Genomic DNA, 20,306 nt, shown 5'->3' with positions numbered 1-20,306 from the left:
GTGAAGTGGTCACTGGCCGCCGCCTCCGAGCCGCGCGTTGGCGCGGATGGTGCCGCGTGGAAGCAGCGGCTACGAGCGGCGTACGGCCAGGACGGCTGACTCGGTGGGTGTGGTCAGCACTTCGGTGGCGTGCAGTGCCGGATGGGTGAGGTAGAACACCCGCAGCTCGTCCACTGCGCCGGCGTACCGAGGTGGCCAGCCGGACGAGGGTGTGAAGTCGTCCAGTACGAGAACACCCCCAGGAGCGAGCAACTCGACGACCAGTTGAGGGTCGTCGCGTTTGCCTCCGCCGTCGCAGAAGAAGACGTCGAAGGGCGCGTGCCTTTCGAGCAGCCGCCAGTCCCCCGTGAGGACACGCACGCGGTCGTCATCAGCGAAGACCCCGGCCGCCCTACGTGCCAGATCCTGGTCGCGTTCCACGGTGAACAGGCGGGCGTCGCCAATCAGCCCGCTGTGCAACCACGCGGCTCCTACCCCGCATCCGGTTCCGCTTTCCGCCATGACACCGCCCGGTTTCGAGGCGGCAGCCAGCCTGAGCAAACGGCCCACCTCAGGAGCACAGCTGAACCCGAAACCCGCAACTGCCGCGCAACGCTCGGCAGCCGCGACACGTTCTGGCACGTCAGGTCCTGCGCTCCCCACGGCGCACACCCCCTCCATCGTTGAAGCACAGCCATCCTGCCACTCCTGCACGGAGTGGGGTTCGCCTGATGGCGGGTCGTCGCCGGGCACATTCACCGCCGCGAGGCCCCAGGAGGTCACCCACGCGCCTCTGGCAGCTCCCCGGGGCGCCTTCAGGTGCTATCGGGTGGTGGGGTCGGGTCGGGTAGCTCGCCCTGCCAAAGTCGTTCCCGCGCCGGCGCCGGTGCCGTTGCCTGGGCCGGGTCGGTGCCTGAGCCGGTGCCTGAGCCGGTACCTGGGCCGGTGCCTGGGCCGGTACCTGGGCCGGTGCCTGGGCCGGTGCCTGGGCCGGGGTCGGGGTCGGTGCCTCCACCGCCTGCGGCGCCGCCGAGCCCGCCCGAGCTGGAGGCCATGCTCAAGCGGATGCGGTTTCCTTATCTGCGCAAGCCCGCCCCCGAGATCCTCGCCACCGCGAGATCCCAGCGATGGGACCCGGCCGAGGTCGTCCGGATCCTGCTAGAGGAAGAGGCCAAGGGCCGCGACGACGGCACCCGACGCCCCCGCCGCAACCACCGCCGCGTCGCTCAACTGCCGTCTAGGAAGGCCGCCAACTCCTGGAAGGAGGCGGACTCCCGATCCGCGCGTCGACCCAGCATGTGCTGATGACGCTGAAATGGATCGGCCTGTCATGCCGTCGCAAGCCGAAGGACCGCCGCCCATCTCGGCACAAGCACCGCAGACATCTGGTTGATCACCCATTGGGGCAACTCCGGCGCCTGGCCCTGGACGAGTTCGGCGCTCGCGGAGACCAGGCGCCGGGCGCGGGTCACCTCTTGTCTTTCTCCACCTTGTACAGCTTGAGGCTCTTGTTCGCGAACAGGAGGACATATCCGCAGTTCCAGCAGATAAGTCCGGTCGCCGACTCGTTCGCCCAGCCGAGGTTCATGAACTCCGCCCCGGAGCTGTTGAGTTTCACCTCACGGTCCCGGAACGCATCGCCCTGGCAGAAGCTGCACCTGATCCAGGTGTCCCCTATTGCGGCACGTACAGGCTTGGCCACGGTTCCCGTTCTCCCTGAGTCGACGAGGTGGCGAACGCCGTTCGCTCACCGGGTGGTGATCATAGTCGGGACCGCCCGGCGGTCTCCGGTACCCGCGATGGGCCGGCCGCCGTGCAGGCGCGAGCGCCAAGGCTGGGCGGCTCAGCACCTCACCGCGCCCTTCGGCGTGGGGTGAAGGCGTAGAGGTCGAGGATGTCGGGGCAGGGCGCGATGCCGGGGCCGCCGGCCTGGACCCAGGCGGCGATGTCGTCCGTGGCGGCGGGGTCGTTGACCAGACCGAGCCAGACCGGGCGGGCACCGGCGACGCGTCCGGCACGGGAGGGCTGGACGACGATCACGTTGGCCTGTTCGCAGACGTCGAGGCAGGCGGAGACACGTACGGGCGCGTTCTCCGCGAGGCGCGCCTTCTGCTGGGCGTGGTCGACTCCAGTCACCTTCGGGCTCCCGCAGCAGCAGTCCCTGCACACCACGATTCGGCACGGGGCCGAGTCGGCTGGAGTACGTCCGGCGCCGCCTTGTGGTCGCTGCTCCGCCATGACGGCTCACGCTCCTTCTCCGGGGAGATCCGCCCCGGTTTCGTCAAGGAGGCGACGACGTGAGTCTCCTGGCTCCCGGGTCGTCGCTTGCCCCGTCCTTCCCACCCGCCTGCGGGTAGTGGTCTGTTCGGGATTCGCTCGCCGGTCACAGTGGCGGGACCGCGCCGGAATTCCACCGGCTTCCTCGTTCCGCGTCGCCTTGTCGTCGGGCATCGTCGCACGTCGGAGGGTCGCGCGTCACCATCGTCCCACCGGGCTGGGCGACCCGAACACGCCCGCGTTCGCCGCCGGAGAGGGCGTTGGCCTGATCCGGAGAAGTCTGTTGCCGGCGACCGCGACATGCTGGAGCCGGGCCGGGTATTCCAGGAGGCCACGCCTCGTGGAATACCCGGCCCCGCCTACTCAGCGGCAGTGAACGCTCCGCCGGTGAGGACGGGGACAACTTCGCAGGCATCCAGCTCAGTTGCGATGGCGACGTCGTCGCCATAGCCCCACGCGATGAGTTCGCGTCCCGAGGAACAGTCCGCGACAGCGACACCGACGTTCGGCACACCGTCAAAGACCGCGGCCGCCATGGCTGCTTCCGGCGAGAGCCGGTCCCGGCCACATCGGCGCAGAGCGGCGATCACAGCTCCGGCGCCGAGCAGATCTTCAAGCGCCGCCCTGAGGCTGCCGTCGGGCCAGCGCTCACCCGAGGCGATCACCACAACCGGTCGCTCGGCCGTTCCATAGCCCCGGTCGGCCAGCCAACGGCCGACGGCGGCCGAGTTCCGCAGCGATACAGCAACCACCATCGAGCCCCCGGCCGCCGCGGCGATGGTGGATCCGTTGGGCGAGGGGAGCACCAGCCGAGGCGTGAAGGGGGCACGTCGCAATGCGGCCGGTGACAGCGACCACGGTGACGTCTCGGTGGCCTTGCTCCGCCCCACAGCCAGGCTGGCATCCAGCTCGTCAGCGAATACCACTGCGGTCTCATCCCTCCAGCGGTAGGGAAACACCTGAGTCCCCGACTCCACCGCGACCGTCACCGACGTGGTGAACGACAGCACGTCGACCACGACAAGGCAGGCAGCGTCCTTCGCAAGAAGAGCCGCACCGGCAGGACCCCATTCGAACCGCACCCCGTGACCTGCCTGCATCAACCAGTCTCCCATGACCGAAGATCATGCCAGCGCCGAGCCAGCAACCCCCGAGCACCTCCCCGGAATGCACCACGCCTCACAGACCGTCACCAGCCAAGGACAACGGCACAGTCGCGGCGCTGAACGAACGCCGCTTCGCTGCCGGGACCGGACAGGGCAGCCTCACTCGCGACAGTCGCCGAACACGGCGCTCAGCTCAGGCTTGCTGGTGAGCCCACCCCGTGCCGTCGGCCGACCACAGCCGGTGGCGTTCATGGACCGTCTTCCAGGGCCCGATCGCTCGGGCAGATCCCGCCAGTGCACTCCGGTCCGCACCGTGTGCAGAATCCCGTCGATCACCTGCCGGTGATCCCGCCACCGGCCACAACACCCGCTACTGACCGGCAGAAACGGACGCAGCCGTTCCCACCCGGCATCCGTCGAGTCACCCCGCCCCATGCCTGACACAACGAGCCACCAGTCAGACAGTCAGATGATCGGGCGGACAGGTCCTAGTCCGGGCTTGTACGGCCGGATACTGCTGGGCCCGCTTGCTTGCGACTGGCAGCGACACCGTTCAAGACGGTGTCGCTGCCGACGCTCGTGGAGTACTCGTCGCTCCTCCCCTCGTGTCGAGGACGGTCTTGGGCAGCCCCGTCCGAGCTGGCGGAGAATCCAGCCCGCCTCCAGGGTGATATAGGAGCAGCTGCCGCGTCTGAACCCCTGCGGTGCGCCGCGCCGCGCGTACGGGCACCAGAAGCCCGAGCGGGCATACGTGACCCCATGCAGCAGGAGGCTGTCCCGGGAACGGGCGTGCAGCCCGCAGCCGATCCGCGGGCGGTTGAAGGTCGTAACGCGGCGCAGACAAGTCCGTGGCTGTCGGGCGGAGATGGTATGGCCAAAGGGCGCTGGAGGCGGTTTTCCACGAGAGACCGCCTTCGGCCGGATCGCTCGCCTGGCAGGGCTGTCAAACACCTTGAGGCTGGTCTCTCCGGTGCCGCCGAACTCCAGCGTCTCGCGGTCCAGGGCGAGGGCGTTGAGGAGGATGTCCAGCGCGCCTCCCAACAGCGTGATCCGGAGGCAGGCTCTAGTCTCTACCCATGCTGACCAGGGAAGACGCGACGTACGAGGCTGTCAGGCGACTGGCCGCCGGAGTTGCCGTGGACCGGGCGTTCGATGTGAGTGACCCGGAGTCCTGGATCGGCCTTGACTTCGGGGTGCGTGAACTGGCCTGGCGGCGGCCGGAGCTGTTCCACTCGAACGCGTCACTGGCTGGGCGGCGGCTGAGCTGGGGCCCGGGTGCGTGGCTGCCCAGCGTCACCTGGTCCCGCAAGCCCGGTGACGCTGAACTCGCCCTCGCCCTCTGCCATCGCGACGGCTGGATCCGCGAGGCCGCGCTGGGCCACGCCGAGGAGCGGCCCGCGCTGCTGGCGCTGGTCGTCATCCGCTGCGCGGACTGGGCGGAGCCGGTACGCGAACAGGCCCGCGCACTCCTGGCCAAGGCTCCCCCACACCGGCTTGCCGCGCAGGCCGCGCTGATCCTGCGGGTCGGCCGCCGCCCCCGGGGCGGCTTCGCCCAGGAGCTGCTGACCGGGGTGCTGCGTGCGGGCCCGGCGGCGCAAGTCCAAGAGCTGCTCGACAGCGGTGACCGGGCCACGGCCCGCCTCGCGCACCGCGTCGCCATCGAGCGCCGGCTACTCCCTGCGGCCCGGCTCGCTCAGACCGCCGCGCGCCACCATGACGTCGTCGTGCAGGACCTGTGCGCCAATGCGGCCGTGGCCACCCTCGGCGAGAGCACCTCCGACAAGTTCCGCGAGGTCGTGGCGCCGCTGCTCGCCTCCCGGCAGCCCCGGGTAAGGGCGGCGGGGGTGACCACGCTGGCCCGGGCCGGGCGGCACTGTGAGGCCGAGCCCTACCTCACCGACCGGTCCACCGTGGTGCGGGCGTGCGCCCGGTGGGTGCTGCGGCAGGGCGGCACCGACCCTGCGCCGCTGTACCGCGCACTGTGCGCCGACCCCGCGGCCCGGCCCGCCGCCGCGGTGGGTCTCGGCGAGTGTGGGGTGCGCGAGGACGCGGACCGGATCAGAGCGCTCCTCGCGCACCCGGTTCCCGGGGTACGCGCCTGGGCGGTGGCGGGGCTGCGGACGCTGGAGGCTCTGCGCGTCGACGACATACGGCCGCTCCTGGACGACTCCTCGGCGGCGGTGGTCCGGCAGGCGACCGCAGCCCTGTTGCCGTGGGCAGGGCACATACCGCCGCAGCACCTGCGCGAGCTCCTGGCCCAAGACCGCCCGCGCCACCAACAGGTCGCGGCGGCCCGGCTGCTGTGGGCCGTCGGGGTACGTTCCCAGGACTGACCTGCTATCCGCACTGGTTCGGCGCCTGATGTTCGTTTACGCACCTGATGGTGCCCGCGATCTCCTGGAGGCCTCGTAGGCCCGGGTAGTGCCGTTCTGGGCGTCGGTGAAGGCAGCTCTACGACAGGAGCCTCGCTCCGCTCACCACCACGATCGCGACCGCGACAGGCCAGGAGCCGGGGCTACCCGGCATCCTGGCCACATGGTCCGACAGACTTGGTCCGGGCTGGCACGGTGAGGAAATCCACCGCGCCAGCCGGCTCCCTCTCGTAGTGGATCAGCCGCCGGTCATGTCAGGGGCTCCGATGGTGTACAGGAGCAGGGCGAAGGTCGCCACGGTGAACAGCGCGGTCATCAAACGCTGCACACTGATTGTCCGGGTCACGTCGGTTTCCTTTCTGAGTGAGCTCTCAGCCGCCGGTCCACTCAGGGGCTCCGATGGTGTAGAGCAGCAGGGCCAAGGTGGCCAGGGTGAACAGCGCCGTCATCGGGCGCCGTACGTTGATGGTTTGAGTCATGTCTCGCCTCCGCGGTGTGTGGTGGTGTGGGCTGGCGCATGGCTGTGGCGATGACGGCGGCGGCTCCCAGGGTGATGAGGATGTCGCCGATGCTGATGACCGCGTGCAATGGGGGTATGGGGATGACATCGCCTAGGAGGGTCAGCCGACTGCCGTGTGCGGCGGCGATGTTCTTGGCCGTCTCCTGCCCCGGGGGGATGCCGGCGGCGGCAGCGGCTGTGGGCGAGTAGGGCATGCGCCCGTTGAGTGCGATCGCCATGCCGTTGAGCAGCCCGCCGCCCAAAGCCGTCGACGCGGCGGTCTTCAGTGCGCGGCTGCGTCCCCGCAAGTTGACGAACAGCCACCCGAGCACCGCCGCGAAGGTCGTGGCCAGCAGCACGCTGCGTAGCGCCTGGCCCGACTGGCCGTCGAGACGGTCGGTGGCGTACTCGGCCAACTGAGCCGCGCCGGCGAGCCACACCAGCCACAATGCCCGCAGCCGGATGGCGACCAGTCCGCCCAGCCGACCACCGCTCACGTACCCCGCCACCACACCGACGATCACCGGGAACCCGAAGAGCAGCACAGCCTGCCCGCTCACCGCTGTACCCCCGACCTACGTGTGCCGCTCGTGCGGGGCGCGAGAGCGAGGCATGCAGTGGCGGCCGGTCCCACGTGGGGATGCAGGAGTGCGGCTTCGTCGGCTGCTATGGGGCGTTTGTCGCTCATCGGTTCTCCTTCCGCACGGCACATGCGTGCTGCCGAGCAGCGACGCGAACTCCCGGGCCTGGGGGCCCGGCAGGCTGCGGCGACCGGCATGCTCCGGCCGTGCGACGGAAATTGTCAGTACCAGTCCTGATCGGGATTGCCGTTGCATCCCCACCGGAAGACGCGGCCGCCGTCGCCCGTAGCCATGTCGTAGACGGCCAGGCACTTGCCCGAGTTCCGGGTGTAGACCTCGGCGCCGGCTGGCCGCCGAGGCCCACGCCTGCCGGGCAGTCGACAGGGCGGCTCCTGCCAGGAGCACAACTCCCGCTCCGACGGACGCGAGCCTTCCTGTTTTCTTTGCCATCAAGGCCTCCTGGGTGAACGAAACAACGCCCGGCAGAGCCGCTGCTTCTGACCGGCAACAGCAACCCTCGCCAGAGCCACCGTTGTCCGCGCCACGACGCCGACATCGACCCAGGTCACAGCCGAACCGCAAGTGGACAACAGGGCTTGTCCGCGGACAACCCGTCACCTTGGCCGTGGACTCGGGTGCGGCCCCTGACGGCCAAGGCGGCGATATCGAGTCCTGGGTGGATCCATACGGCAACACCTCGCCCTCCACTGGCCCTGGACCAACGTGATCACCAGGGCGTTCGAACGCCGGCAAGCCCTTCCGAACCCCGGCTGACGAGCGACAACGCCCTATGTCGTGATCATTTGGTGGTGCGGCGGCGCATGGCCGACCCCTGGTGTTCGGGGTCGGCCATGCGTGTGGGCGGTCGATCAGTGGAGCTTGGTGCCTGCGGTGGTGCAGGGGGTGCCGTTGAGAGTGAAGGTGCCCGGTGCGGTGTTGGTGCCCGAGTAGGCGCCGTTGAAGCCGATCGTGGTGGAACTCCCGGTGGGCAGGGACGCGTTCCAGTCGGCGTCCTTGACGGTGACCGCGGCGCCGGTCTGCGACCAGGTGCCGTTCCAGCCCTGGGTGACCTTCTGGTTGCCGGTGAAGGTGAATCCGAGTGTCCAGCCGTTGACCGGTCCCGCCTGGTTGGTGATCTTCACACCGGCGGTGAAGCCGGCGCCCCAGTCGTTGTCGACCTGGTAGGCGACGGTGCAGCCGCTCGTCGTGGCCGGGCTGGTGGTGACCTGCAGCGGAGCCGACGGAGGTGAGCTGCGGCCCCCGGTGTCGGTGGCCACGACGCGGAACGTGTAGGCGGTGGCCGGGGTCAGGCCGGTGACGGTGGCGGTGGTCGCCGACGCGGGGACGGTGGTCAGGGGGGCCGTGGTGGCCGGGTCACCGCCGTACAGGCGGTAGTCCGCCAGGGGGGAGGTCCCGGGCGTGGCGGCCGGCCAGGTCAGCGTCACGCGGTCGGGGCCGGTCGCGGAGGCCGTGGGAGTGCCGGGCGCCGAGGGCGGGGTGGCCTGGGTCGAGCCGGCGGGAATGACGTACTCGGTGATGGAGTACGCCGGGAAGGTCGCGGTGAAGGAGCCGCCGTTCAGCGGCTGACCGGGCGGGTGCTGGATCGCGGTGGGGTCGGCCTGGCCGTAGCGGTAGACCTGCGCCGCTGCCGGGAGCGCGGTGCTGCCGGTCACGGAGACGGGTGCGGTCAGGTCGCCGGTGGTCTTGTTGAGCACCATGACCGTGGTGGCGTGGTCGCTGCTGCGCTCGGCCGCGTACACCGACAGCTTGTCCTGGTCGGCGCTCGCGGCCTTGACCGAGGTGTCGCCGAAGGTGCCGCCCTGGCCGTCGTAGTTCAGGAACATGCGGAAGGCGTACGCTCCGGGGTCGGTCGCCTTCGGCGGTGACCACAGGGTGGCCAGGTCCAGCCCCTGACGTCCGAAGATCCCCAGCACGTCGGCCTGGGCCAGGCCGCCGTCGATGTGGTCCAGCGCTCCCCAGTTGTACTCCGAGATGGCCAGCTTCGTACCCGGGTAGTTCTGGTCGACCAGCGAGCGCATGCGGGGGACGAACTGGATCGGCTGGTTGATCCAGCTCTCGTCGACGTAGGAGGGATCCCACAACTGCCGGGTGGACCGCAGTCGCAGGGCCTGCGTCGCCGCGTCGTCCGCACTGCCGGACACGCCGGACTGCTGCGGGTAGATGTGCTCGTCGAAGTAGTCGAGGATCCGGCGCCCGTGCGCCTGCTCGTACTCCTTCATCTTCTGCAGGTACCAGGGGGCGAACTGCACCCCTCCGTGCGCGGCGGAGTCCGGCGGGTTCGACCAGCAGCTGCCCCCCTGCTGGCCGCACACCTGCTGGTCCAGGCCGGAGTAGATCAGCGAGTTGAAGCCCCAGCCGACCGGGCCGAGGGTCTGCGCTGCCGGGTCGGCGTCCTTGACGGCGGCGGCGGTGGCGTAGGTGCTGTCGCGCATTTCGTCGTAGCCCGCCCCGGCCGGGTGGACATCGCGGTGTGTGCCGAACCACAGGTCCGGTTCGTTGTCCAGATTGTAGAAGCGCACCCCGCCGCTGTTCGCGGCGCCGTAGGTGCTGTCGAGGTACTGCACCCAGCCCTTGACGAAGTCCGGGCCCGCGGGCGTGCTGGTCTCGGCCGGATCGTTGCCCGTGATCAGGGTGCCGTCGGGCTTCTTGCCGTTGCCGCAGTCCGGCCGCCACTGCGCGTCGGTCTCCTGCTGGGGACCGTACTTGGCGACACTGAACCCGCAGCCGCTGTCACGGCCGGCCGCCGTCCAGCCGATCATCGGCACGGTCATCAGCGTGTCGGTGCCGGTCCTGCGGTTCTGCTCGACGAACTTGTCGGCCTGCGATCCGGCGGGCAGGGCCGCGGTGTCGTTGTTGTAGTGCAGGTCCTCGAAGTACCAGTCGGAGCCTGCGTTGTAGGCGTCGAGCTTGTAGTTGTAACGGGAGGTGGCGTTGCCGCCCCAGCGGCCCATCGGCAGACGCAGTTCCTTGGCCAGTGCCTCGTCGGGGAAGTTCATGCCGTAGATGTGGGCGTCGATGGCGTGCCGCCCGTTGGTGGCGTCCACGGTGATCGCCGGACCCGCGGTGGCGTCGGCCGCCCGCACGGATCGCCCGGTGTCGGCGGCCTGCGCCGCCCCGGTACCGGCCACCAATACCGCGACTGCCGCCAGGGCGGCCGCCTTGTGTGTCGTACGCATGGTCTCCTTCTCAGCAGCCGGCGGCACGGGCGGTACGGCCCGCAACGCCCGAAGCGTGCGATCGACACGTACCGCCGACAGCGCCGCGGCCTTGGGTGGGGGATGGAAACGACCGCGCTGTGGGAACCCGGCTCTCACCGGTCGGCGGGCGGGCGAGGCAGGACGGTGCAGTCGGCGGTGGCATTGCCCCGGCCGACTGCGCAACTCCTCAACTCGCCGCAGGTGCAGGCAAGTTGATATGTGGGAGCGCTCCCACATGGGAGTGTGGGGCGCCTGGACCGGGGTGTCAACAGGTACGCGCACACAGCACCAGCCTGACCCCATGACAGAGCGGGCGAGCACGGTGGCCCTGAGGTGCGGGCTTCCGGGAGCAGGCAAGCCCACGTACGCGATGGCACTGGCGCGGGGTGGTTACGTCCGGCTCCCGATCGACGAGGTGGTCTGGCAGCGGATCGGGCGGCAGGGTGCGTGCGCGGGGCGCATGGTGCTCGTGCTGATCGTGGGCGGATGGCTTCAGTGAAGATCGTCGGTCGCCGGGAGGCTTCGCGGTTCGTCAGGGCCGGCTGGGCCCTCACCAGAGCAGTCGCCCACATGGGGTCGGTGCGGACCTTGCCGAGAACGCGTGTGTGCGCTGATGTTGAACCGGGTTCATCGGCTTTCCCAAGCGAGTGACCTACTGCGCGCGGTTGGGCGGGGAAGCCCCAGCAAATTTCCCAGAGTTGACGGTGGTACGTTCATGTACATGCCGATGGGATACGTGGCGACGACCGCGCTCTTCGCCTGGTGCACCTTCTTCGCCGTTGTCGCGCCACGTCGGCCCCGGCCTCTGGCGACCATGAGCTTCTGGTTCGGCCTGGGCCTCAACGAGGTGCCGTTCGTGGGGATCTATGTCCTGGTGGTCTCCACGGCAGTGGCTGCCGCCCAGGCCGATCTGGAGTCACCGGGCGCCAAGGTGACAACCGCGGTGGCCGCCGTCGTCACCGTCGGCCTTGCTGTCTCCGCCTGGCGGGGCGTGCGCACGGATCAGGTGGTCGGGCGGGCTCTCGAGCAGGGCCTCGGGACCGGCTGGCGGGATCGTGTGCACGTACCGCTGCGCCGCCACCGACCCTGGGGCCGCATCCTGCTGCTGCCGGGCCTGATGCGGCAGCGTGACGTGCAGCGGATCCCCAACATCCGCTACGGGGACGCCGGCCGCCGGAATCTCCTCGACGTCTACCGTCGCCGCGACACACCGCAGAAGGCGCCGGTCCTGATCTACTTCCACGGTGGCAGGTACACCAGCGGAGCGAAGAACCGCGAGGCACGGCCCCTGCTCTACCGGCTCGCCGGCCAGGGGTGGGTGTGCATCAGCGCCAACTACCGGCTGCGGCCCCAGACCACTTTCCCCGGCCACCAGATCGACGCCAAGAAGGTCATCGCCTGGGTCCGTGAGCACGCCCCCGAGTACGGTGCCGATCCGTCGAGGCTGTTCGTGGCGGGCAGCTCCGCCGGCTCCAACCTGGCAGCCCTGTGCGCGCTCACGCCGAACGACCCGGTGTTCCAGCCCGGATTCGAGTTGGCCGACACCTCGGTCACCGCGGCGATCTGCCTCTATGGCTACTACGGCCACTTCTTCGGCGAGGAGCCCGACGCAACGCCGTCCCCGAACCAACCGTATGCGTACCTCAACCCCGGTGCGCCACCGTTCCTCATCGCCCACGGCACCAAGGACGCGCTGGCGACCGTCGAGGGCGCCCGGAACTTCGTCGACCGGCTGCGCCGTGTCTCGGACAGCACCGTGGTCTACGCCGAACTGCCGGGCGGACAGCACTCGTTCGACCTGTTCCACTCCCCGCGCTTCGAGGCCGTCGTGGACGGCGTCGAAGCATTCGCCGCCTGGGTTCTGGCTGCTCCGCAGCGCACTTCCGACTCAGCCCGTTAGGTCGTACGGGAAGCGGACGACCCGGTGCAGGTCAGGACGGTCGGTGGGCAGCTGTCCCCCGGCCGGCGCCGCGTGACCTGCCAAGAAGATGCCACTACCAGCGACAGCGTCGCTAGTGGCAGCGGCGGAACAGCCTCCTCACGTGATCAGCGAGCATGCTGCCGAGCAGTCGGACCTGGAACTGGACGACTTCTTCGTGCTTCTCCTGCCCGGGGGCCGGAACGCTCGCCCGGCCCCCGGGCTTCCGCCTCCGGCTACTTCGTCTTGCGGTTCGCGGAGAAGGCGGGCGCCTTCCCCAGCGCTTCGATCGTCTCTTCCATCTCGCGGACTTTACGGCGCAGTTGCACCAGTTCCTCGCGCTCGGCCGTGGTCAGCGCGACCGCCGACCCTTGGCCTCGCTCCGCCGCCAGCTCCTCCGCGATCGCCGCCGCGAACGCGTCCACGTCGTCCTCGGTGGTGTCGAAGGAGGTCATCCAGCGGACCTCGCCGGCCTGCTCGTCCCAGGTGTAGAAGCGGAAACGCTTCTGGAGACGCTCGGTTACGGCCGGCGGCAGGACGGCGAAGATCTGGTTGGCCTGCACCGGGCGGGGGATCTCCAGACCCGGCAGTGCGCGCACCGCCTCGTACAGCCGCTGGGTCATCGCGTTGGAGCGGGCCGCCGAGCGCAGCCAGAGGTCGCCGCCGAGCAGCGCCTCGAACTGCACCGACATGAAACGCATCTTGGAGCCCAGCTGCATGCTCGTCTTGCGCAGGTGAGCCATGCCGCGCACCGCGTTCTCGTTGAGCACGACGACCGCCTCGCCGAAGAGCAGCCCGTTCTTGGTGCCACCGAGCGAGAGGACGTCCACGCCGACGTCGGTGGTCATCTCGCGCAGGGACACGCCGAGGGTGGCGGCGGCATTGGCGAGCCGGGCGCCGTCCAGGTAGACGAGCATGCCGAGGTCGTGCGCGTGGTCGCAGATCGCACGGATCTCGTCCGGCGTGTAGCAGGTGCCGAGCTCGGTGGACTGGGCGATCGAGACGACCTTGGGCCGGGCCCGGTGCTCGTCCTCGAAGCCCCATGCCTGACGGTCAATCAGCTCAGGGGTGAGCTTGCCGTCCCACGTGGGCACCGTCAGGAGCTTGATCCCGGCGACCTTCTCGGGTGCCCCGCCCTCGTCGACGTTGATGTGGGCCGACTCGGCGCAGACCACAGCCTCCCAGCGGTCGAGCATGGTCTGGAGCGCGAACACGTTCGCGCCGGTGCCGTTGAAGACCGGGTACGTGTGCGCGGTGGGGCCGAAGTGGCCGCGTACCACTTCCTGGAGGCGCTCGGTGTAGACGTCGGCGCCGTAGCTGGGCTGGTGGCCGCCGTTGGCCAGGGCGATCGCCGCAAGTATCTCGGGGTGCGCACCCGCGTAGTTGTCGCTGGCGAAGCCGCGCTCGTCCGGGTCGTGTCGTCGCTGGAGGGTCATGGTGCTCGCTCACTTGTTTCGGTCGTACGGGTGTGACACATGTGGTCCGGACGGGCGCCGGCCGGTCCGCTCAGGCAGGCGCCGGCTCCGTCCGCGCGCGGGCCTTCTCCAGGCCGCGCACCAACGGCGGCGCGGCGAGCCCGAGCAGGGCGAAGAGAGCCGCGAGGACCAGCCAGCCGGTCGCCGCCGCGCCGACGACCAGGGAGGTCATCAGCCACGGCCCGGCGAACTGCTGGAGTCCGCGCCCCAGGGAGAACACCGCCTGGTACTCCCCCTGCCGGCCTGCCGGGGCGAGCCCGAAGGACAGGCCCCAGCTCGCCGACGCCTGGTACAGCTCGCCGAGGACGAGCACCAGCGCGCCACTCAGCAGGGCCGCGCTGTCCAGGAGCGCGCCGTGCCCCCCGCTCACCGCGAAGACCAGGCAGGACGCCCCCAGCGCCCACCCCGCCCAGCGCAGCATACGTGCCGCTCCCGCCGGGGTACGCGCGCCCCTGCTGACCGTGACCTGGAACAACAGCACCAGGACGGTGTCCAGGATCAGCAGCCCCGACACCAGCAGCGCGGGCGCGTCGGTGCCGGTGACGATCCACAGCGGCAGGCCGACCGTCAGCAATGGGTGGTACAGCTCCAGAGCGCCGCACAGCAGCGCGACCGCCACATAGCGCACGTCCCGCAGCGCGGCGCTGTGCAGCACCCCGTCCGGCGCCTCGGCGGCGGTGGCCCGGGGCCCGGCGCCCGCGGGCAGCCGCATTCCGAGCAGCACGGCGACGGAGACCAACTGGAGGGCGGCGTTGGCGAGGACCGTGGCGTAGAGGGCGGTCGAGGTGCCGGCCGCGATGGCGGCTCCGGCCAGCGCGGCGCCGCCGAGGAAGCCCAGGTTGAACAGGCTGCGCATCTGCGCGCTCACCCTGACCCGTTCCGCCTCGCCCACCAGCGCGTCGGTGAGCGACGCCTGGAGCGCGCCCGCCGAGGTCTCCAGGACCGCGATGGCGCAGGCGACCGCGAGGAACGCGGCGAAGCCGTCCACCAGGCAGTACGTGGTGAAGCCGACGGCCGCGAGCAGGAAGTTGAGGGTCAGTACCCGGGCCGCGCCGAGCCGGTCCGCGAGCCGGCCGATGGGCACGGTGCAGACCAGACCGCAGAGCCCGGCGGCCGACAGGGCGAGGCCCACGCGCTGGGCGGGGATGCCGATGGTCCGGGTGAAGAACACGGCGCTGGAGGTGAGGAACACCCCGAGCCCCAGGGACTGGATGAGCGTGAGGACGCCGAGTCTGCGCGCGTTCCCGGCGGCCGGAAGGATCTCCTGGAACCAGGCGTGCAGCACGCCGTACCGGCGTGCCTCAGCCATGCAGAGCTCCCTCGGCCCGCTCGGTCCGCAGCCCGTACACCTCCATCGCGGTGTGCACGGCGGCGCGCACCCCGGCGGCGCTCCGCCCCCGGAACCGGAAGATCCCGCAGCCCTCGTCGTAACTGCCGGGTCCGGTTATGATCTGGCCGATGGCGGGCAGTTCCTCGTGGTAGACCTCGGGGACGGCCGACTTGGGCGAGGTGCGCGCGACGACCCGTCCGGGCAGCTCGCGCGGGGCGGGGTAGATGAGCCAGCCGCCGGCCCGGGGCCCGACCGGTTCGGACGGCTGCCACAGCGGGGGCAGGCCCAGGGCCGCCCGGAACGCCTCGGCGAACAGGTCGATGCCGTAGAGGTCGACGTGCAGGAACGGCACCTGCGCGCCGCCCGGCCGCAGCCCGACCTCCAGGAACACCAGCTCGCCCCCCGGACGCCGGATCGCCTCCAGGTGGAACGCGCCGTCGCGCAGCCCGAGCGCCCGCAGACAGCGGTCGGCGAACGTGGTGAGCTCGTCGCGCTCGGGGCCCGGGTCGAGCAGGACCGAGCCGAGCGGGCGGCCTTGTGCGTAGTCCAGGCAGGTGTGGACGTACTGGGAAGCTGTGACGAAGTGGAGGCGGCCGGAGCGGCGGACGCCGTCGACGTGGAAGATGTCCCCGCCGACGTACTCCTCGCACTCGTACGCCTCCGGGTCGACGCCCCCCAGCGCGTCGCGCAGTTCGTCGACGCTGTGGACGACCGTGACTCCCTGGGAGCCCGCCGCGGCGCGCGGCTTGACCACCAGGGGCAGACCACCGAGGGCGTCGACGACCGCCTCCGCCGAGGGTGCGTCGTCGAGGCTCCGGAACCGGGGAACCCGCAGTCCGGCCGCGCCTACCGCGCTCTTCATGGCGGGCTTGTCCTTGAACCGCTCGACGAGGTCGAGACCGTAACCGCCGGGGACGCCGAGTGCGGCCGAGAGCCTGGCGGCCGTCAGGATGTCGTACTCGGACTGGCCGAAGACGGCCTCGGGCGTGCCGTGCCGGTCCGCGATCTCCCGTACGAGGGGCAGCAGGTCGTCGTGGGCGAGGCTGTCGCGCACATGGACCTCGGTCGCCCCGTCCTGGTCGAGCGCGGGCAGCCCGCCGGGCGTGGTGAGGTACACCATCCGGCAGGGGTGGCCGTCGAGGAAGCGGTGGTATTCGCCGAACTCGTCGCCGGAGCGGTTGAGGACGACGTACAGCGGTGTGGTCCGGTCGGTCACGCGTCCGCTCCCGGTCGCAGGGTGTCGGGCAGGCAGGCGTCCAGATCGGCGGCGCTCACCCGGCCGAAGCCGGGCGCGGGCCGGTCCCGGTGGGCCGGGGTCCTGGCGAGGAAGGCCGCCGCGCGAGGCTCTCCGGCGCCGCCGAGGCGCTGCCAGACGAGCTCGGCGAGGTCCGGCATCACCGGGAACGCCAGCAGGGACAGGCCCTTGAGCCACCAGTAGGCGCCGTCCTCGGCCGCGTGGGCGACCGCGTCGTCGGCGCACCAGCGGTCGAGCGCCGCGACCGCGCGCCGGGTCGAGACACGGGCGGCGTCGAGCGCCGCGGACTGCTCGGCGAGCAGGGATTCCAGCAACTCGGCGACGGCCGGGGCGAGCGCCTGCGGCGGTCCCTCGGGCAGCCGGCTCCAGGCCGCGTCGATCCGCTTGCCGAGGCCGTCGGCGAGCCTGGCGTTCGCGGTGTGCAGGAAGTCAGCCGTCTCGAAGCTCGACGCCCCGGACTCCAGATCGGCCCCGGCGAGGTAGTACCGGACGGTGTCCACGCCGATGGCGGGCGACGCGGCGATGTCCGCCGCCCAGATGGCGTGCCGGGCGCTGGTGGAGAACTTCCGCCCGGCCAGCTGGTAGAAGTGGTTGATCAGGCACCGGTCGTACGGCTTCATGTCGCCGTGCAGCAGACTGGTGCCGACGATCGAGACCAGCGTGGGGATCACGTTGTCGATCCCCAGGGTGGTGATGGTGGTGACCCCGGAGTCCGGGTCGAAGGCGTTCACGCCGGTGCCGGAGAGCCGGCCGTGGACGGCGCCGGCGAGGCGGGCGAACATGAAGATCCCGGCGTACGGGAAGAGGGCGCGCGGCACGTCCGGCTCGGGCGCGGGCAGCGGAAGTCCCCACGTCTGCGGGGCGCTCAGCCGTACGGTCAGGCCGTCGCGCTCCAGGAAGCGCGCCACGGTCGCCCGGTAGCGGTCGGCGACGCCCAGGTCCACGAGCGTGCTGTCCAGGAGGTCGCGGTCCGGCAACCGCAGGAAGAGGCTGGAGATCTCCCGCCAGGTCAGCGGCCCCTCGTCGAGCAGGGGGCGCGGCTCGACGACCGACTCGGGCAGGAAGTGCGCACTGCACTCCTCGCAGAAGTAACTGGCGATGCCCGCACCGCACTCGGGGCAGCGGCCCTGGAGCCAGCCGCCCACCACCCAGCGGTCCGACGCCGTGCAGTAGGGCACGCGCTCGGTGCGCGTCAGCACCGCGCCCCGGGCCGTCAGCCGCTCGATCGAGGCGGCGACCTCCTGCTCGAACTGCTCTCGCCAGGGCTGCTGATCGGGGACGATGAACGCGTCGACGCCGATGCGCAGCGCGGCCAAGTCGTCCTGGATGCGCTGTCCGTAACGGGCGGCGACCTCGCCGGGCGTGGAGTCCTCGGCGTGCGCCCTGAGCGTCACGTACGACTCGTACACATCGCTGCCGGTGATCACCAACGGCAGGTCGCCGCGGACCCGCAGATGCCGCGCGATCATGTCCGACCACAGGAAGGGGCCGCCGATGTGGCCGAGGTGCAGGGGGCCGTTGGGCGTGGCCTCGGGCGGCACCAGGAGGTAGTGCCGGGGGGTGTGCGTGTCCCCGGTCAGCAGGCTCATGTTCGCGTTCTCCCGTCGAGCAGGTTCAGTGCGTCCTCGGCCATGGCCGGGGCGAGTCGGTAGCCGGAGCCGGAGCCGCCGATGGCCATGACCACGTCGTCGCCGCCGACCGTGTCCACGACCGGCAGATGGCCGGGGGTGAAGCAGTCGCTGAAGACCCGGCCACCGAGCAGGTGCGGCAGGAATCCGGGTACGTGCCGGGCGAGCAGGGCTCGGGCGAGTTCCCGGTCGCGGGTGTCGATGACGAGCGGCTCGTCGGGCCCTCGGTCCCAGTCGGGCGAGGTGATGCTGAAGATCCAGTGGTCGCCGGGGCGGTGGGGCAGCAGGAAGGCGTCGGCGTCCTCCAGGACGAGTGCCGGGGCGCCCGGCGGGGGCGGCGTCATGATGTGGAACGCCACCACCTTCTTGACCCGGGCCCCGCGCTCGCGGGCCGCCGCCGCCACCGGGCCGTCGAGGACCCAGGGGCCGGGCGCGAGAACCGCCTTGGCGGCGGTGATCCGGCTGCCGTCGGCGGCGACCAGTTCGACGCGCCCGCCCGTACGGCGTACTTCGGTGACCCGGAAGCCCTCCAGGAGGGTGTTGTCCGGGCGGCCGAGGACCTCGTCGAGAAGCCGGTCGGTGAGCCATTGCGGCTGACCTGCCGTCATGGGAGCGGTGGCCAGCAGGACTTCGTCGCCGCCGTGGGCGAGCCCGGGGAAGGTCCGGTCGAGCAGGGCCCGCTGCTCCCCGGTGACCGGGCGGGTGCGGCCGCCGTCGGCCATGGTCGCGTCGAGCGCGGCCGTGTTCTCGCGCGCCACCAGCCAGCGGACGTCGACCGGCGCGCGTCCGGCGTCGCCCAGTCCGGCGGCGAGCTCGTCGAAGAGCGCGGTGCTGCGGGCGGCCAGGGCGCGCTGGGCCGGGTTGTGCCCCGTGGGCGTGTCGAACCCGGCCGAGAGACGGGTCGCGCCCGTCCCCCGTCCGGTGTGCGTGATCACGGCGACGCGGCGGCCCGGGTCCCGGCGCACGGCGTAGTACGCGGCGAGGGCGCCGACCGCGCCCGCGCCGAGGACGGCGAGGTCGTAATGCGGCGCCTCACGGGTCCCGGTGGTGCGCTCACTCATCGGGCGCCGACCACCAGAAGGAGTAGATGACCAGTTCCTCGCCCTGGTCGGCGAAGATCTCGTGGACGGCCTGCGAGGCGAAGCCCACCAGGGAGCCGGGCCCGACGAGCGATCGTTCGCCGTCCACCTCCAGGGTGCCGGATCCGGCGTGGATCACCCAGATCTCCTGGACCGCGTGCTGGTCGGGCGAGCTGGTCCCACCCGGCGGCACGGTGAAGCGGGCCGTCTTGAACGGCACGCCGGGAAAGACCGAACGGGCGAAGTCCGCCTCGGCGACGGTGACTCCATCGGGTTCCACCTCGGTCGGACCGAAGGGGACCAGGGCGCCGACCGCCTCGGCCTGGAACTGCGGGACCTGACGATCGGTCATACCGGGTACCTCGTCTCGCCGAGCATGCTGTTGAGGATGACCGCGCTGCGCCAGGCGAGCAGGCTGAGATTGGGATCGGCGACGCCCCAGGAGTGCCGGGCGCCGTTCTGGAGGTAGATCCGGTTCTCGGCTGGCCCGTCCCATGCGACCGAGAAGTCGTCGCCGACGACGAGCATCCCGCTGTCCCGCCGCAGCCGCGCGTCCAGCGGAGCCATGAAGTCCGGCAGCGTGTAGGCGTATCCGGTGCTCAGGATCACGATGTCGGCGGCGAGTACAGCGGGTGCGTCGGGGCCCGAGGACTCGACGACGAGCTTCCATTCGTCGGGGCCACCCTCGATCGCGGTGACCGCGCTGTCCGCCAGGAAGCGCAGCCTGCCGGGGTTGTTCTCGATGAACTCGTCGCGATAGCTCAACCGGTAGATGTCTTGGAGGACTTGGAGGTCGATGCCGTCGCTGGTGTACTTCTGCCGCTCCAGGAGCCGGGCCTTGTGGTCGGCGGGCAACGCGTGGAAGCGGCGTACGTAGTCGGGCGTGTAGAGGTCGTTGGCGAACGGCGAGTCGTCCATCGGCAGGAACGACGAGCGACGGCTGACCCAGGTGATGCTCTCGGGGGCCGCGCCGGCCGCCAGGTGGCGCACGATCTCCGCGCCGCTCTGGCCGCCGCCGACCACGACGATCTTCCGTCCGGTCACCTCGGGGGCTCGCAGCAGGAACTCCCCGGAGTGGAAGACGGTGGGGCCCAGGAAGGGGCGGAACGGCTCGGGGACGGACGGAGTGAGCCCAGTGCCGAGCACGAGATGACGTGCCGTCACTTCCCGCTCGCCGGTACGGAGGTGGAAGGCCCCGTCGTGGAAGTCCACGCTGTGTACGTCCGCCCCGAACGTCAGGCTCGGCAGCCGCCCGGCGACCCACTGGAGGTACTGGTTGAACTCGGCGCGCAGGACGGCCGGGAAGTCCGCGGCCAGGAACCGGTAGAGCCGGCCCTCACTCGCGAGGAACGACAGGAAAGAGAAGGGACTGGTCGGATCGACCAGCGTGACCAGGTCCTTGAGCAGCGAGACCTGGAGGGTGGCCTCGGGCAGCAGCAGTCCGGGGTGCCAGGAGAAGCTCTCACGGCGTTCCAGATGGGCGCCGCGCAGCCCTTCGACCGGATGCGCGAGCGCGGCGAGGCTCATGTTCGCGGGGCCGATGCCGACGGCCGCGTAATCGAGTATGTGTGCGTTCATGGTGGGATCCG

The 20,306-nt window shown here is 70.8% G+C and carries 17 protein-coding genes, 1 pseudogene and 1 riboswitch; of the genes and pseudogenes, 4 read left to right on the top strand and 14 right to left on the bottom strand.

The features are described 5' to 3' along the window. Positions 1-69: 69 nt before the first annotated feature. The gene (locus AB0G17_RS32510) at positions 70-660 is read right to left on the bottom strand and encodes a class I SAM-dependent methyltransferase (RefSeq protein WP_361390449.1); all 591 of its coding nucleotides are present in this window, start codon (positions 658-660) and stop codon (positions 70-72) included. A 324-nt stretch (positions 661-984) separates the two neighbouring features. On the opposite strand from AB0G17_RS32510, the gene AB0G17_RS32505 reads away from it, so the two are divergent. After that, positions 985-1,284: a hypothetical protein gene (locus AB0G17_RS32505; protein ID WP_361390433.1), complete on the top strand. Its 300-nt coding sequence runs from the start codon at positions 985-987 to the stop codon at positions 1,282-1,284. A 163-nt stretch (positions 1,285-1,447) separates the two neighbouring features. Here the strand turns inward: AB0G17_RS32505 and AB0G17_RS32500 are convergent, their stop codons facing one another. The 4 genes and pseudogenes from AB0G17_RS32500 to AB0G17_RS32485 form a co-directional block, all read right to left on the bottom strand. Beyond that, positions 1,448-1,681, bottom strand: coding sequence for a hypothetical protein (locus tag AB0G17_RS32500; RefSeq protein WP_361390431.1), 234 nt, complete (start codon positions 1,679-1,681; stop codon positions 1,448-1,450). Between the two features lie 149 nt (positions 1,682-1,830). Then, complete coding sequence (locus tag AB0G17_RS32495) at positions 1,831-2,217, bottom strand: (2Fe-2S) ferredoxin domain-containing protein (protein WP_361390429.1); 387 nt, start codon at positions 2,215-2,217, stop codon at positions 1,831-1,833. A 40-nt stretch (positions 2,218-2,257) separates the two neighbouring features. Continuing rightward, a riboswitch (cobalamin riboswitch) is annotated at positions 2,258-2,457 on the bottom strand. A gap of 158 nt (positions 2,458-2,615) precedes the next feature. Then, positions 2,616-3,371: a 2-phosphosulfolactate phosphatase gene (locus tag AB0G17_RS32490; RefSeq protein ID WP_361390427.1), complete on the bottom strand. Its 756-nt coding sequence runs from the start codon at positions 3,369-3,371 to the stop codon at positions 2,616-2,618. A gap of 202 nt (positions 3,372-3,573) precedes the next feature. After that, positions 3,574-3,797: pseudogene (locus tag AB0G17_RS32485) on the bottom strand (transposase); the annotation flags it as partial. Positions 3,798-4,438: 641 nt separating this feature from the next. Between AB0G17_RS32485 and AB0G17_RS32480 the strand changes: the two are divergent. Beyond that, positions 4,439-5,695, top strand: a complete 1,257-nt coding sequence (locus AB0G17_RS32480) for a hypothetical protein (RefSeq protein ID WP_361390425.1) — start codon at positions 4,439-4,441, stop codon at positions 5,693-5,695. 426 nt (positions 5,696-6,121) lie between these two features. On the opposite strand, the gene AB0G17_RS32475 is transcribed toward AB0G17_RS32480, so the two are convergent. Beyond that, positions 6,122-6,793 (bottom strand): DUF5317 family protein, encoded by a 672-nt coding sequence (locus AB0G17_RS32475; protein ID WP_361390423.1) that lies wholly within the window; start codon positions 6,791-6,793, stop codon positions 6,122-6,124. 890 nt (positions 6,794-7,683) lie between these two features. Beyond that, positions 7,684-10,011, bottom strand: a complete 2,328-nt coding sequence (locus AB0G17_RS32470; protein ID WP_361390421.1) for a glycoside hydrolase family 44 protein — start codon at positions 10,009-10,011, stop codon at positions 7,684-7,686. 322 nt (positions 10,012-10,333) lie between these two features. On the opposite strand from AB0G17_RS32470, the gene AB0G17_RS32465 reads away from it, so the two are divergent. Beyond that, entirely contained in the window at positions 10,334-10,531 is a 198-nt protein-coding gene (locus tag AB0G17_RS32465) for a hypothetical protein (protein ID WP_361390419.1), read from the top strand. Between the two features lie 222 nt (positions 10,532-10,753). Further along, a complete protein-coding gene (locus AB0G17_RS32460; protein ID WP_361390417.1) occupies positions 10,754-11,932 on the top strand; it encodes an alpha/beta hydrolase in 1,179 nt (392 codons plus the stop codon). Between the two features lie 254 nt (positions 11,933-12,186). Here the strand turns inward: AB0G17_RS32460 and AB0G17_RS32455 are convergent, their stop codons facing one another. The 7 genes from AB0G17_RS32455 to AB0G17_RS32425 all read right to left on the bottom strand — a co-directional run bounded on the left by AB0G17_RS32455 (position 12,187) and on the right by AB0G17_RS32425 (position 20,295). After that, complete coding sequence (locus AB0G17_RS32455) at positions 12,187-13,386, bottom strand: low specificity L-threonine aldolase (RefSeq protein WP_361390415.1); 1,200 nt, start codon at positions 13,384-13,386, stop codon at positions 12,187-12,189. 70 nt (positions 13,387-13,456) lie between these two features. Beyond that, the gene (locus tag AB0G17_RS32450; protein WP_361390414.1) at positions 13,457-14,734 is read right to left on the bottom strand and encodes an MFS transporter; all 1,278 of its coding nucleotides are present in this window, start codon (positions 14,732-14,734) and stop codon (positions 13,457-13,459) included. Then, entirely contained in the window at positions 14,727-15,971 is a 1,245-nt protein-coding gene (locus tag AB0G17_RS32445) for a hypothetical protein (RefSeq protein WP_361390412.1), read from the bottom strand. Before AB0G17_RS32445 ends, AB0G17_RS32450 begins: the two co-directional genes overlap by 8 nt. Continuing rightward, positions 15,968-17,599 carry a class I tRNA ligase family protein gene (locus tag AB0G17_RS32440; RefSeq protein WP_361390410.1) on the bottom strand — a complete coding sequence of 544 codons (1,632 nt, stop codon included), beginning with the start codon at positions 17,597-17,599 and terminating at the stop codon, positions 15,968-15,970. The genes AB0G17_RS32445 and AB0G17_RS32440 overlap by 4 nt, the downstream gene beginning before the upstream one ends. Then, entirely contained in the window at positions 17,596-18,699 is a 1,104-nt protein-coding gene (locus tag AB0G17_RS32435; protein ID WP_361390408.1) for an FAD-binding oxidoreductase, read from the bottom strand. The genes AB0G17_RS32440 and AB0G17_RS32435 overlap by 4 nt, the downstream gene beginning before the upstream one ends. Further along, positions 18,692-19,069, bottom strand: coding sequence for a cupin domain-containing protein (locus AB0G17_RS32430; protein WP_361390406.1), 378 nt, complete (start codon positions 19,067-19,069; stop codon positions 18,692-18,694). The genes AB0G17_RS32435 and AB0G17_RS32430 overlap by 8 nt, the downstream gene beginning before the upstream one ends. Then, positions 19,066-20,295 (bottom strand): SidA/IucD/PvdA family monooxygenase, encoded by a 1,230-nt coding sequence (locus AB0G17_RS32425; RefSeq protein ID WP_361390404.1) that lies wholly within the window; start codon positions 20,293-20,295, stop codon positions 19,066-19,068. Before AB0G17_RS32425 ends, AB0G17_RS32430 begins: the two co-directional genes overlap by 4 nt. Between the last annotated feature and the right edge of the window lie 11 nt (positions 20,296-20,306).

Origin of the sequence: Streptomyces sp. NPDC023838 (genome assembly GCF_040639555.1) — a bacterium.
In the GTDB taxonomy this organism is placed as follows: domain Bacteria; phylum Actinomycetota; class Actinomycetes; order Streptomycetales; family Streptomycetaceae; genus Streptomyces.
This window is presented reverse-complemented; position numbering and strand designations above follow the sequence as displayed.